Annotated in this window: 9 protein-coding genes; 7 read left to right on the plus strand and 2 right to left on the minus strand. The window is 60.8% G+C overall.

What is annotated here, in order from left to right; all coding sequences use genetic code 11:
- Nucleotides 1-4: 4 nt before the first annotated feature.
- Nucleotides 5-2,578 (plus strand): glycoside hydrolase family 31 protein, encoded by a 2,574-nt coding sequence (locus BTIS_RS02420; RefSeq protein ID WP_094662316.1) that lies wholly within the window; start codon nt 5-7, stop codon nt 2,576-2,578.
- Nucleotides 2,579-2,657: 79 nt separating this feature from the next.
- Here the strand turns inward: BTIS_RS02420 and BTIS_RS02425 are convergent, their stop codons facing one another.
- On the minus strand, nt 2,658-3,797 hold the full coding sequence (locus BTIS_RS02425) for a LacI family DNA-binding transcriptional regulator (RefSeq protein WP_158216815.1): 1,140 nt from the start codon (nt 3,795-3,797) through the stop codon (nt 2,658-2,660).
- Between the two features lie 25 nt (nt 3,798-3,822).
- Nucleotides 3,823-4,860 carry a LacI family DNA-binding transcriptional regulator gene (locus BTIS_RS02430; protein WP_094662320.1) on the minus strand — a complete coding sequence of 346 codons (1,038 nt, stop codon included), beginning with the start codon at nt 4,858-4,860 and terminating at the stop codon, nt 3,823-3,825.
- Between the two features lie 391 nt (nt 4,861-5,251).
- Here BTIS_RS02430 and BTIS_RS02435 point away from each other — a divergent pair, with 391 nt between their 5' ends.
- The 6 genes from BTIS_RS02435 (at nt 5,252) to BTIS_RS02460 (ending at nt 14,777) form a co-directional block, all read left to right on the plus strand.
- Nucleotides 5,252-7,555, plus strand: coding sequence for a glycoside hydrolase family 2 protein (locus tag BTIS_RS02435; protein WP_094662322.1), 2,304 nt, complete (start codon nt 5,252-5,254; stop codon nt 7,553-7,555).
- Between the two features lie 436 nt (nt 7,556-7,991).
- Complete coding sequence (locus tag BTIS_RS02440) at nt 7,992-9,437, plus strand: MFS transporter (protein WP_094662324.1); 1,446 nt, start codon at nt 7,992-7,994, stop codon at nt 9,435-9,437.
- A 136-nt stretch (nt 9,438-9,573) separates the two neighbouring features.
- On the plus strand, nt 9,574-11,400 hold the full coding sequence (uidA, locus tag BTIS_RS02445) for a beta-glucuronidase (protein ID WP_094662326.1): 1,827 nt from the start codon (nt 9,574-9,576) through the stop codon (nt 11,398-11,400).
- A gap of 553 nt (nt 11,401-11,953) precedes the next feature.
- Nucleotides 11,954-12,475 (plus strand): 50S ribosomal protein L10, encoded by a 522-nt coding sequence (gene rplJ / locus BTIS_RS02450; RefSeq protein ID WP_094662328.1) that lies wholly within the window; start codon nt 11,954-11,956, stop codon nt 12,473-12,475.
- A gap of 117 nt (nt 12,476-12,592) precedes the next feature.
- A complete protein-coding gene (rplL, locus tag BTIS_RS02455) occupies nt 12,593-12,973 on the plus strand; it encodes a 50S ribosomal protein L7/L12 (protein ID WP_093959709.1) in 381 nt (126 codons plus the stop codon).
- A gap of 295 nt (nt 12,974-13,268) precedes the next feature.
- The gene (locus tag BTIS_RS02460; RefSeq protein WP_094662330.1) at nt 13,269-14,777 is read left to right on the plus strand and encodes a variant leucine-rich repeat-containing protein; all 1,509 of its coding nucleotides are present in this window, start codon (nt 13,269-13,271) and stop codon (nt 14,775-14,777) included.
- Nucleotides 14,778-14,783: the final 6 nt, after the last annotated feature.

Here is a 14,783-nt window from a genome sequence, read left to right on the forward strand (position 1 = left end):
TTCAATGAAGAAGTCAGACAAGATCATCGCTCTCGAATCCAACAACGACTACATCCACATCACCACCGGAGGCAGTCAGCTGCGCGTGTACCTTGTGGATGACGACACCATACGTTTCCGCTGCACGTTCGATGAGGAGTTCGCCCCCGAACACTCGTACGCGCTGGTCAAGACCGCATGGCCCGACGAGCTCGATGAACTTTTCGCCGCCGAACGCACCCGTGTCACTCCGATCGTGCCGAACGTCGAGGAGACCGACGACTACTACGTCACCCACACTGCCAAACTGGAAATCCGCCTGACCAAAGATCCGTTCGGCATCGAAATCTACGACACGGACGGCAATCTGCTGTACAAGGATCTCAAGGAACGCACGTTCATGGAGGACTCGCACGGCCGTCGCTACCACTATTCGGTGATCAACGCCGGCGATCATTTCTACGGCTTTGGCGAGAAGACCGGTAAGCTCAACAAGCGACTGCAGTATCTGCGCATGCACAACACCGATACGTGCGGTCACGACGCCGAACTGTCCGATCCGCTGTACAAGCACATCCCGTTCTACGTGCGGTTCAACGACCACACGCGCAAGGCGATCGGCGTGTTCTACAACAATCCGTTCGACTCCGCGTTCGATCTGGGCCGCGAGTGGAGCGGCTACTGGGACAAGTATTCGTTCTACTGCACCGACGGCGGTGACGTCGACATGTTCTTCATCAACGGCCCGACCATTCCCGAAGTGGTGGAGCGCTACACCGACCTGACCGGCAAGACCGCACTGCCGCCGCTGGGCAATACCGGCTATACGCACACCACCATGTTCTATACGGAACTCGAGAAGGACGTGGATCAGGCGATCCTCGAATTCGTGGACCGGTGCAAGGCCAATGACATTCCGTTCGACATGTTCGGCATGGCATCCGGTTACACGTGCATGCCGAACGGCAAGCGATACCAGTTCCATTGGAACAGTGCGAAGTTCCCCGATCCCGCCGCATTCATGGCGGAGATGAAGAAGCGCGGCGTGGCCGTGACCCCGAATGTCAAGCCCGGCATCCTCACCACGCACCCCGACTATGACGAGTTCGCCAAAGCCGGCGCATTCATCAAGGACGAGACGGGGAAGAAACCGGAGAACGAACGCTACTGGGGTGGCTTTGCGGCCTTCCCCGACTTCACCAGCAAGGCCGGTCGCGAGGTGTGGGAGCGGCACATGACCGAGGCGTTGTTGGACAACGGCATCGAAGGCATCTGGGATGACAACTGCGAGTTCGACATCCAGAACGCCGATGCGATGGTCGACGGCGACGGCCGTCCCGTCACAGTGGAGGGCATGAAGCCGGTGCTTGGCAACATGATGGCCTATACGTCCAACCACGCGCTCACCCAGGCTCGTCCGAACACCCGCCCGTTCATCATCAGCCGCACCGGCTTCGCAGGCATCCAGCGATATGCGCAGACGTGGGCCGGCGACAACTACACCTGCTGGAAGACCCTGAAATACAACATCCCCACCATTCTCAACATGGGTCTGTCTGGTGCTGCCAATCACGGCTGCGACATCGGCGGCTGGTTTGGTCCCGCTCCCGAACCCGAATTGCTGGTCCGCTGGTTCCAGGAGGGCGTGTTCATGCCCCGGTTCATGACGAACTCGTCGAACACCGACAATTCCGTCACCGAGCCGTTCATGTACCCGAACTACACGCCGTACATCTCACGCGCTGTCAAACTGCGGTATGCGCTCGCACCCACCATGTATTCGCTGCTGCGTGAGGCATCGGTCAAAGGCAGCCCGGTCATGCGCCCGCTCGTCTATGAGTTCCCCGACGATCCGAACTGCTGGGACGAGAGCTTCGAGTTCATGTTCGGTCCGAACATTCTCGTGGCCAACGTGACCGATCCGGGCGTCACCGAAAAGAGCGTGTACCTGCCGGCCGGTACCGACTGGTACGATTTCCGCACCAAGCGCCGCTACGAGGGCGGTCAGACGATCAACGTGCCCGTCGACCTCGACACAATCCCCATGTTCCTGCGCGCCGGCTCGATCGTGCCGATGACCGATGGCGTGACCAACCTGCATACACAGACCATCGATCATGTCACGCTGCTGGTCGAGCCGAGCGTGGCTGGATCGTTCACAATGTACGAGGATGACGGCGAGACCAACGAGTACAAGAACGGCCGGTATCTGGCCACCACGTTCTCGATCACACCGGGCGCGGCCGCCAACCTGTACAGCACCGATGGTGAGAGCAACGCCGGAACGTTCCCCGCCAGCGATGAGAGCCATGAGGTCACGGTGATCCGTGCCACTTGCGAGGGTACGTACGACAGCCGCGTCGAGCGGGTGGAGATGGACGTGTTCACGCATAACGTGCAGCCGTTTACCGTATCGATGGCCGATCAGTCGGGCGAACGTCTCATCGAGAAGTTCTTCGATCCGGTCAAGTGGGAGGCTGCCGATGAAGGTTGGCTGTACGACATGGAATCCCGCACCACGCGCGTGAAGTATGCGAACCCGTCCGGTGACTACGAGATCCGCGTCAGCTATGCGATCAACGATCTGGTGAAGATGTAGGAACTGGCTTCCGGCAGATCGATGAACGCCCGGCGAACGTGATGTTCGTTGGGCGTTCGCCTTTGTCGGTGCGCGGCAATCACCCGATTCCGGCGGCGATGAGGGGGTTGATGGCGGCGATGCTGTCCCGTTGCACGAACGATGATTCGAAATGCAGCGGCACGGCATTTCCGCCATCGCCGCCATTGTCGTTGCGGCTGGCACCGCCGTTTCCAATACCGCCGTTTCCTCCTCCATGCGTACCAGCCGGCGAGATATGCAGCAGCCTATCGATCACGATTTTCGCGGCCGCGTGCCCCATGTCCCGTCGCGGGAACGAGATCGTACTCAACGCCGGTGTGATGGCGCGACCCATGGGAATGTCATCGATGCCCATCACCGATATCTGCTGCGGTACGCCGACGCCATGCGATTCGAGGAATCGAATGAATTCCACGGCGATGGCGTCGTTGAATGCGATCACGGCCGTGGTCGGTCGTTCCATGAACGCCGCGAACGCCGCGGCCGCATTGCCCTCCAGCGGGTAGGCGCACGGCAGGAGACGGCAGGTCAGTCCCAGACGCTGGCAGGTGGTGAGAATGGTGTTGCGTCGCACGCCGTTCTGCCAGGAATTGTCCGGTCCGCACAGATACGAGATCGACCGATGCCCAAGTTTGGCGAACACGCCGATGGCCGTGCGCAGGCTCGGCGCGCAGTCGAAGGTCACGCTTGTCACGCCCGACACCACGCGGTTGAGCACCACCACCGGTTTGATCTGCGCGAGTTTGCGGATGGCGGTGTCGGGCATGCGTGTGGAGTCGAGGATCACGCCGTCCACATGGTTGAGACTGCGTTTGATGATGGCGAGCTCGGCCGACGGATCCTCCTCAGTGTCGTTGACCATGAGCCCGTAGTTCTTTTCCATGCAGTACTGTTGCACGCCGCGCGCGTATTGCGCGGAGATAGGATTCTCCAGGTCGGTGACCACGATCGAGATGAGTCCCCGCAGTTCGTCGTCCTCGCGACTGCGATGCGTGATCGTTTCGGTGCGGTAGCCGAGTCGTTCCGCGGCGTCGTGCACGCGGCGCAACGTGGCGGCGCTGACCTTGCCGGGGCGGGAGAATGCGCGCGACACCGTGGCGATGGACACGCCGGCCGCCTGCGCCACGTCCCAGATCGTCGTCTGCCCCGGTTTCGCGCGGCTCAGTCGATTGCCGCTCGTATCAGCCACGTCAGTCATGCCATTCCATTCTCCTCGGATCCCCTCAGTCCGCCGTCGATTCCACCGCCGCGATCGGCCGTTCCGGCGCGGGCCCCACGCTGGCGCGCTCGATGAACGTCGAGTATCGCACCACCGGCGTGGTACTGCCGTCGGACGTGTGCAGGATCTTGGCGATGAGCTTGTTCGACGCATCGGCGCCCATCTCCTCACGTGGGATGTGCACGGACGCCAATGATGGGTTGCTGCGCGCCGCCTCCGGAGTGTCGTCGATGCCGATCACCGACACCTGTTCGGGCACCCGCACGCCGTTCGCCTGCAGTCGTTCCATGAATTCCAATGCGAAGATGTCGTTGAACAGCACCACGGCGGTGGTGGGGTTGCGCATGAATTCCACGAACGGCTCATCCATGAGCGGTCCGCCGACGTAGGTCGCCAGATTCGGTCCGGCGATTCGCCGCAGTTTGATCTGCTCCTGCTGACACGCCACGAGCATCGCCTGCCATCGCAGCCCGTTCTGCCAGGAGTTTTCAGGGCCGGTGATATACGTGATCGACTGATGGCCGAGCGCCTTGAGTCGTCGTACGATCCGACTGAGTGCAGGCCGGTCGTCGCTGATCACGGACTGCACGCCGTTGATCAGACGGTTGACCACCACGGTCGGACGCATCTGCGCGGCCTTGCGCACGGTGGAGTCGGACAGTCTCGACGATGTGAGGATCAGTCCATCCACTTGCGATGTCATACGCACGATCGTGCTGCGTTCCAGATCTCGGTTCTCCTCGGTGATGGCGGTGAGCAAAATGAAATTGCGGTGGATGCACGGCTTCTGCATGCCGGTCACAAAGTCGGCGAACACGGAATATTTGAGATCGCTCGTCGTGGTGAGGATCATACCGCGCAGCACATCGTCCTGCTGCGGTTCCAGATTCTTGGTGCGGTACCCCAGTCGTTCCGCCACCTCCCGCACTTTGGTAGCGGTTTCCAGATTCACACGACCGGGCCTCGACAGCGCTCGGGAGACCGTGGTGGGGGAGACTCCCGCTTCCCTTGCCACATCGCGGATGGTGATTTTTTCGCTCATCGATTTGCTCCTATGCTGTTTGGGCCGTGCACGCCTTCCTCGGTCTGCGCGACTGCATATTCATGCTAACCGTTGCATAGGCATCATTCCAGTATTTTCCGATGAACAGTTAGTGATCGGTAAGTTCTCCGCGTGTTGGACATTGGCCGATATTCAACGAATACGGGGGTGCTGTCGGGTTGCGGACGGGGGTGTTGCCTGACGTCCTGTGGAAAACTATGGAAAGAAAATTCGTCATCGTTTTTCTCGCATACAGTAAGAATCACAGGAACGGAACCGACAACGAGGTACCGGTACCGCTCCTTTCACCTCGACAACCCCTGACCACATTCGCAACTCGACCATGCCGACATCGATCGTCGGCGATACCACAGGACAAAAGGACGGTACCATGCGTTTTTCCGAAACCCTTCATGATGGCTGGCTCTTCACCAAGGAGGCCGTCGACGGTGTACCCGCCTACGCTCCGGGACCCGAATGGGAGGCCGTCGAGGTTCCCCACACCTGGAACGCGTTCGACGGACAGGACGGCGGATCCGACTACTACCGCGGCGCATGCTGGTATGTGCGTCAGCTGACCCTCAAGCCCCACGCCCCCGAAACCCGCGTCTACCTTGAGTTCCAGGGCGCGGCCAACGTGGCTGAAGTGTACGTCAACGGCTGCAAGATCACCGAGCATGTGGGCGGCTACTCCACGTTCCGCGCCGACATCACCACCGCGCTCATGCCGGGTGAGAACGTGCTCGCCGTGAAGGTGAGCAACGAGGAGCGCACCGACGTCTACCCGCAGATGGCCGACTTCACGTTCTACGGCGGTCTGTACCGTCCGGTTGAGGTGCTGTACGTCAGCCCGACCCACTTCGAACTCGACTACCACGGTGGCGAAGGCGTGACCGTTTCGTCCACGATCGACGACGGAACCGCAGTGCTCGACGCCCGCGCATGGGTGACCGAACCCGCCGAAGGCGATGTGGTCAACTTCCAGATCTTCGACGACGACGGCAACGAGGTCGCGTCCGCCGCGGTTCCGGCCGATCTTGGCGACGGCAACGTGCGCACCGAGATCGTCATTCCCGACGCCCACCTGTGGCAGGGCGTGGAGGACCCGTACCTGTACGACGTCGTCGCCACGATCATCCGTCACAACGAAGTACTCGACGAGGTTTCGTTCCTGCACGGCGTGCGCGAATTCCGCTTCGACCCGCAGGAAGGCTTCTTCCTCAACGGCAAGCTCACCCCGCTGCGTGGCGTCTCCCGCCACCAGGACCGTCTCGGCAAGGGCAACGCCCTGAGTCTCGAGGACCATGTCGAGGACGCCTACCTGATCAAGGAGCTCGGTGCCAACACCATCCGTCTGGCCCACTACCAGCAGTCCCGCGACTTCTACGATCTGTGCGATCAGCTCGGATTCGTGATCTGGGCCGAAATCCCGTTCATCTCCAGGATGAGCGACGATCCGGCCGCACATCAGGACTGCCTGAGCCAGATGACCGAACTCGTGATCCAGAACTTCAACCACGCATCCATCCTCATGTGGGGCATCTCCAACGAGATCCTCATCGGCGGCGACAGCCCGAAGCTGGTTGAGAACCTCAAGGAGATCAACGATCTGGCGCATTCGCTCGACCCCACCCGCGTCACCACCATGGCACAGGTGTCGAGCACCCCGAAGGATTCCGAGCACAACCAGATCACCGACATCCTCAGCTACAACCACTACTTCGGCTGGTACGGCGGCCACTTCGAGGACAACGAGGCATGGCTTGACGACTTCCACGCCATGCACCCGGACCGCTCCTTCGGCCTGTCCGAATACGGCTGCGAAGGCATCATCAGCTACCACACCGACGACCCGCAGTGCGGCGACTACTCCGAGGAATACCAAGCGCTCTACCACGAGCACATGGCCCGCATCATCGACGAACGTCCGTGGCTGTGGGGCACCCACGTGTGGAACATGTTCGACTTCGGCTGCGACGCCCGCAAGGAGGGTGGCGTCGAAGGCCGCAACAACAAGGGTCTGGTGACCATCGACCGCAAGATCAAGAAGGACTCCTTCTTCATCTACCAGGCCTACTGGTCGGCCGAACCGATGGTGCACATCTGCTCCAAGCGCTACGCCCGCCGCGCCGCCGACACGATCGACGTGAAGGTGTACTCCAACCAGGACGAGGTGGCGCTCGCCGTCGATGGCAAGCCGTTCGCCACGATGGCGGCCTCCGCGCAAAGCGACCCGCACATCTTCATCTTCAAGGACGTGCCGCTGGCCGATGGCTACACGCATGTGACCGTGCGGGCCGGCATCGCCGAGGACTCCGCCACCTGGCAGAAGGTCGCCGAGCCGTACGAGCCGTACAAGTTCGTCGATCCCGAGGGCGGCAACATCGTGATGAACTGGTTCGATGACGTCTCCGCCGACGACGGCCTGCCGGTCGACGCACCGTACGACGAGGCCTACTACTCGGTGCACGACACCGTCAGCGCGATCCTCGACAACCCCGAGGCGTCCGCCACGGTGACCAACGCCGCGTCCAGCCTCGCGAACATGAGGATCAAGGCCAGCATGCTCGGCGTGCTCGGCAACAAGAGCCTCGTCGAGATGTTCGACCAGCTGCGCAACATGTCCGGCGGTGCCTCGGACATCCCGCAGAAGCTCGCCTACTTGAACAAGCAGCTTCAGCAGATCAAGAAGTAGCGGGCAGCGGCGCGTAGCTGCTTCAGATCAACACGTATCGCCTTGCGCGATGCCTGCTATATCCCGCCCCGGGCGCGTTCCCTTCTCCGCGCCCGGGGCGTTTTTTCGTTGTTCGACACTCCCGGGCAACTCCTCGAAAACCCTTGTGGCACAAGGTGTTTCGGCGAATAATGGCCGCCGTCGCGGAAACTCGTGGAAACATTTCCGGCGTTATGGTTCTCCAATTAAAGTGGAAATCACGCAGTGAGGAACATCACATTTAATCACTGCATATGAAAGAACATCGACAATCGCAAACGTCACGCACAAACAGGGCCGTGCGTGTCTGACTATCGCTTTGAAACCTGGCAAGTGAAAAAGCATGTCCGCACGAGGATGCGCGGACTCATGGTCTCCGAAATCTGGTCCTGTCATGCCCAAGGGAGGGAATGAAGCAATGAGTGCTGCAAGCAATTCCAACGCCGTCAAGCCTTTTGGCTTGAAGGATAAGGTCGGCTACATGTTCGGTGACTGGGGAAATGACTTCATGTTCATTTTCGCCAGCTCGTTCCTTATGGTGTTCTACACCAAGGTGATGGGCATCCCGGGCGCTGCGGTCGGCACCCTGTTCCTGATCGCTCGAATCATCGACGCATTCGCCGACGTCACCGTGGGCGTGGTGGTCGACAAGGCCAAGAACCATCCGAACGGCAAGTACCGCGTCATCATGATGCGCATGGCCGCTCCGGTCACCATCTTCTCGTTCCTCATGTACCAGACCTTTGCCGTCAACTCCTCGATGGGCATCAAGATCCTGTACATGTACGTCACCTACATCATCTGGGGTATTCTCTACTCCTGCGTGAACATCCCCTATGGCTCCATGGCGTCCGTCATCTCGCCCGAGCCTGAGCACCGCACCAGCCTGTCCACCTTCCGTTCCGTGGGCGCCACCTGCGCCGGCCTGATCATCGGCGTGGGCGCCCCGCTCATCATCTACACCAAGGACGAAGCCGGCAACCAGATCATCCGCGGCGGTGAAGGCACCAACATCTTCATGTGGGTCTCCCTGATCTTCGCCATCGGCTCCTTCCTCTGCTACTTCATCTGCTACAAGATGTCTACCGAGCGTGTGAAGTCCGAGGACCACTCCGGCACCACCGCCGGCAGCGAGCGCAAGTCCGTCGCCCACATGATCGCCAGCGCCTTCTCGTCCCGTGCCATGGTCGGCATCATCGGCGCCGCCATCGCCCTGCTGATGGCCATGCTGTTCATGCAGCAGATGGCGAACTACCTCTTCACCGACTACTTCAAGAGCTCCGCCCTGCTGTCCACCGTCAACCTGGTCTGCAGCCTGCTCACCTTCGCCATCGCGCCGTTCGCACAGCCGCTGGCCAAGAAGCTCGGCCACAAGACCATGGGCGTCACCGGCGCCATCATCGGCACCGCCTGCATGGCCATCCTGTACGTCATCCACACCACCAACGCCGTGCTGTTCTCGGCCCTGTACATCCTGTCCTTCGTGGGCATCGGCCTGTTCAACATCGTGATCTGGGCCATGATCACCGAGGTCATCGACGACATCGAAGTGCACAAGGGCATTCGTGAGGACGCCACCTGCTACTCCGTGTACTCCTTCGCCCGCAAGCTCGGCCAGGCGTTCGCCGGCTGGTTCGCTGGTGCCGCCCTCGGCTGGATCGGCTACAAGGAAGGCGCCGCCGTGGTGCAGTCCCAGGAGACGCTTGACGGCCTGTACATGTACGTCACCCTGCTCCCGGCCATCTTCTTCGGCGCAATGCTGCTCATCCTGGTCTTCGTCTACCCGCTGGGTAAGAAGCGCGTGGATGCCAACACCGCGGCCCTCAAGGCCAAGCGTGAGGCCAAGGAAGCCGCCGAGGCCTGATCCTTCAAGGGCTCCCCGTCCAACTTCCAAGGAGGGGAGCCCTTCCAATGACTACGATTCCATCCCATCGTCGCAACCATCTACTCACCCACTCATCTACTCACCTATAACAACCCGCAACCGAAAGAAGACACCGATGTCATTCGCATCCCTGTACCCTCGCATCACCGCCACCCGCCGCATGCAGAGCATGAACGGCTCCTGGGATTTCCAGTTCGATCCGGAATCCAAGGGTGTGGCCGAAGGCTGGACCAACGGTCTGCCGAACCCCACCGATATGCCGGTCCCCGCCAGCTTCGCCGACGTGTTCACCGACAAGTACTCCCGTGAATACACGGGCGATTTCTGGTACGTCACCACGCTGTTCGTGCCGGGCGAATGGAAGGACGGCAGCGTCGACATCCGTTTCGATGCCGCCACCCACGCCGCCACCGTGTACGTCAACGGCACCGAGGTCGCACACCATGAAGGCGGATTCCTGCCGTTCGTCGCGCACATCAACGACGCGGTCAAGTGGAACGATTACAACATCGTGGCCGTCAAGCTCAACAACGAACTGAGCTGGCAGACCCTGCCCGTGGGCGAGACCACCACCCTGCCGGACGGCACCAAGGTGAGCGCCCCCTACTTCGACTTCTACAACTACTCCGGTCTGCAGCGCAATGTGAACTTGCTGTACACGCCGAACGAGCGCATCGAGGATCTGGACGTCGTCCATCACATCGACGGTTCCGACGCCCATGTGGACTACACGGTCGCCACGTCCGGCGATCACGATGTCGAGATCGTCGTGTTCGACGAGGACGGCGTCGAGGTGGCCCGCGCCGACGGCAAGGCCGGCACGCTTGACATCACGGACGTCCACCTGTGGAATCTGCGCGCAGCCTACCTGTACAAGTTCGTCGTGCGCATCAAGGATGGCGACCGGATCATCGACGAGTACTTCGACGAGATCGGCATCCGCACGGTCGAGGTGAAGGACTGCAAGATCCTGATCAACGGTCGTGAGGTGTATCTCAAGGGCTTTGGCCGCCACGAGGATTCCAACGTGCACGGCCGCGGCTTCGACCCGGTGATGAACAAGCGCGATTACGAGGACATGAAGTGGATCGGCGCGAACTCGTTCCGCACCTCGCACTATCCGTACGCCGAGGAGCAGCTGTACGAGGCCGATCGTGACGGCTTCTTCGTGATCGACGAGGCCCCGACCGTGGGCATGTTCAAGTCCACGATGAACTTCCTGGGCGCGTCCGGCGCGGTCGGCAACGACAAGCCGAAGACCTTCTTCGAGGAGGAGTCCGTGCAGACCGAGACGCTGGCCGTGCATCGCCGCACGCTCGAGGAGATGGTGGCCCGCGACAAGCGCCACGCCTCCGTATGCGCATGGAGTCTGCTCAACGAGCCCGACACCACGAACGAGGCCGCCGTGCCGTACTTCGAGAACATCTTCGATCTGGTGGCCGAGATCGACACGCAGAAGCGTCCGAAGACCTATGCGTCGATCATGATGTCGCCGGCGGGCGTGGACAAGACCCATCACGTTGCCGACTTCCTGATGCTCAACCGCTACCACGGCTGGTACGTCAACGGCGGCTACGCAATCGCCAAGGGCACGATCGACATGAAGGCCGAACTGGAGAAGTGGCACGAGCTGGAGCCGACCAAGCCGGTCATGTTCTCCGAGTACGGTGCCGACACCATGGCCGGCATCCACAAGCTGCCGAGCGTGATGTGGAGCGAGGAGTATCAGGTCGAGGTCATGAAGATGTGGGCCGAGATCTTCGATTCCTATGACTGGATCGTCGGCGAGCAGCCGTGGAACCTCAACGACTTCCAGACCACCGAGGGCATCATGCGCGTGGACGGCAACAAGAAGGGCCTGTTCACCCGCGATCGTCAGCCGAAGATGGCCGCGTTCTTCCTCAAGGATCGTTGGACCGCCATCCCCGACTACAAGGACTGACCGAGCTGACGCTGACCGATCTGACACTGACCGCGTGATGGCGCTTTCCATGGCAAAAATGGAAAATAGTGGAAAGCGCCTACCGCGTGGCGTGTCGCTTTTCTACCATGTTCACTAGTTCGGTCGGGACGACGTTCGGCCTTCCTCGAGCGTTGTCGTTCAACCGTTCTTCCCCAGTTTTGTCCGCAATGCCAGGGCGGGCAACACCAAACAGACGGCGATGCCGTGGACCAGCGTGGAGGCCGGGTCCCGACATCGCCGTTTTGCATGTCACGGCCCGTGCGATGCTGCAACACTCCGGGCGTGTCGCAAAGTTGCGCATGTCGGCATACATGGTGTATAGTCCAAGTTTTGTAAACCACAGACCGTTGGTTGGAGCCGCAAGGTTCCCGAAGATTGCCAGCGCAGGTTGAGAAAACACCATCTTGGATTCAAGATGCCGCAGCGCATATTCGCGCCGCAATGCTTGTTCGCTCCGCCTGTGCGCGGGGCTTTTTTTATTGCCTCCGATGGCTTTCCGGAACGACTCACGGCCGAATTAGGAAGGAACGCCATGTTAAGGCCCGAAAAGGCTGAGGTCATCGCACAGCTTACGGAGCAGTTCCGTAACGCCGACGCTGTGTACCTCACTGAGTACCGCGGGCTGAGCGTGCCGCAGATCTCCGATCTGCGCGAAAAGCTGGGCCGCGATACTTCCTACACTGTGGCGAAGAACACGCTTGCTCGTATCGCTGCGAAGGAAGCCGGCATCGAGGGTCTTGAGGATCTGCTCAAGGGCCCGACCGCTGTGACTTTCGTCTCCGGTGACTACGTCGAGGCCGCCAAGGTCCTGCGTGATTTCGCCAAGGACAACAAGCAGCTCGTCGTCAAGGGCGGTTTCGCCGATGGCAGCGTGTACGACGCCGAAGGTGTCGAGAAGCTCGCCGACCTCGAATCCCGTCCGGTCCTCCTGTCCAAGATCGCGTACTCCCTCAAGGCTGTACAGACCAAGACCGCTCAGCTGTTCGTCGCTCTGCCCACCAAGGCAGTGCGTACCGTGGACGCTCTGCGCGAAAAGCAGGAGAAGGCCGCCTGATTCGCATCCGCTCAGGATTGCGACTCGCCGCTTAATAAACAATAAAAATTTTTTTTGGTTGGTCGGTGATTTCAAGACCTTAACAAACCGACTGCCGCTGAATGAAAGGAAGCCATAATGGCTAAGCTCAGCAACGAAGAGCTCCTGGAAGCTTTCGGTGAAATGACCCTCGTCGAGCTCTCCGAGTTCGTGAAGGCCTTCGAAGAGAAGTTCGACGTCGAGGCTGCCGCTCCGGCCGCCGTCGCCGTTGCCGCCGCTCCGGGCGCTGCCCCGGCCGAGGAGGAGAAGGATGAGTTCGACGTCATCCTGTCCGCCGTTGGCGACAAGAAGATCCAGGTTATCAAGGCCGTGCGTGCTCTGACCTCCCTGGGTCTGGCCGAGGCCAAGGCTCTCGTGGACGGCGCTCCGAAGGCCGTTCTCGAGGGTGCCAAGAAGGAAGACGCCGAGAAGGCCAAGGCTCAGCTGGAAGAGGCTGGCGCCACCGTCGAGCTCAAGTAATGTTGGCGGCATAAGCCGCGCATATTACCTATGCTTGTTGAAACCCCGTTCCGTGTTCATGCACGGGACGGGGTTTCTTGCATTGACGGTGTTGACCGTAGTGGTGTTGGCCGTATTGAACGAATGTGTCGTCCGTGTCCGGCATGTCGTTGTGGGTTTTCTCATGATGATCGCGTAGTGTACGGATGCGCAATGTGCAGATGTGCGACGTGTCGGTCGCTTCGCCGCAAATAATTCGTCGAATCATGCCACAATAGTGAATGAGTGTCGTTTTGGGTTAGAGGAGGCATGCGCTGTGAGTGATCAGCAATGGCTAATCAGGGTCAATGGCGTCGACGAACTGCGTGTCGACGCGGGGCAGACCGTGATAATCGGCCGCAAGCCCCTACGCCCCATGGTGGCGGAACAGGGGACGATCCGTCTGGATATCGAAGACACGACCAAATCGATGTCGAAACGTCACGCCCGGTTCATCGTGGCGGCCAACACCAGCGCCAAGCTTGAAGACACCGGATCCACGAACGGCACGTATGTGGTGCGCGACGATGGCGAACTCATGCGTATCCCCGCCGGCCAGTCGTTCCTGCTGCCGCGTTCTCCCATGCGATTCCAGTTCGGCGATGTTCCGGTCGATTTTATGAAGGTGCAGGCCGAGACGCCGAACAGGAACGTGACCGATCTGTTTTCGTTCGCCGCGCCCGGCGGTCAGCAGGACGTCGACGCCTCTGCGATGAGCGTGGATGACATTCTTGATCTTCGTGCCGGCGAGCCCACAGGACTGTTGAATACGAACAGTGTGCGCAGCCGCATCGACGCATTGCACGATCGCGCCGTGGCCGATCAGCTTCGTCAGGGACGTGGCACCGGCGGATTCGTCGGTGGCTGGCTGGACCCCAACGGGCAGCAGGCGACCGAACAGCCGGCATCGATCCAGCCGGTGTTCACCGCGAATCGTGCGGCGGCCCAGCAGCAGCCAGTGGCACAACCGGCGCAGCAGCCGGAGGGGCAGGCCGTGGTACGCGATACGCAGCCGCTGCAGCAGAACCTGTCCGCTGCATCGAACGTCTCCGATATGCAGGCCGCGCGGAACATCGCCGATGACACCGCCCGTGACGCATCAGACGAGCCGTCGCAGCCCGCCGCCGTTGCCGTGAATCCGAACGTCGGCATCGTGACGAATGCTGCGAACACAGCGAATGCGGTGAACGAGCCTATCGCCACGGCATCGCCCGCGGCCCGGACATCGCAGGCATCCGACGCATCGCGCGACTCCGCGGATGCGGTCGACCTTCCCGTCATGCAGAACATGCGGAATCAGTCGCGTCCATCCGAGTCGCGCGACCTGTTCCAGGATGCCGCCGCAGCCCGTCGCAGCACCGCGGAAAAGGTGAGCGCACTGCCCGTCATCGATGCGAACGGTGGCGTGATCGGCAATGATCTGCGTCCGAACGCGGCATTGGAGCAGGCGGCCGCGGCCGATCGCGGTCCCGCGCCGCGCGCCGAATTCACGCCGGTGTACGAGGCGGGATCCGTGTTCGAGCGACTGTCCCGAGGCGAACTGAACCAGCCCGAACCGAGCATCGAGGTCAATGGATTCACTTCGGACCAGGCCAAGACGTCACGCAACTATGACGAGCAGTTCGACATGGCGAAGATTCCGGAACTGCTGCCGTTCCTCGCAATGAACCCCGCGCTGTACTCCGATCTGTACGCGTGGCTGGAACTGCAGGGCAATGACGACATCGATCAGGCGTTGAGCAACAACAGCGGCTATCAGGAATTCAAGGCCGCCAAAGAGGAGTAGAGACGA

The sequence above is a fragment of the Bifidobacterium tissieri genome (assembly GCF_002259645.1).
GTDB lineage: Bacteria > Actinomycetota > Actinomycetes > Actinomycetales > Bifidobacteriaceae > Galliscardovia > Galliscardovia tissieri.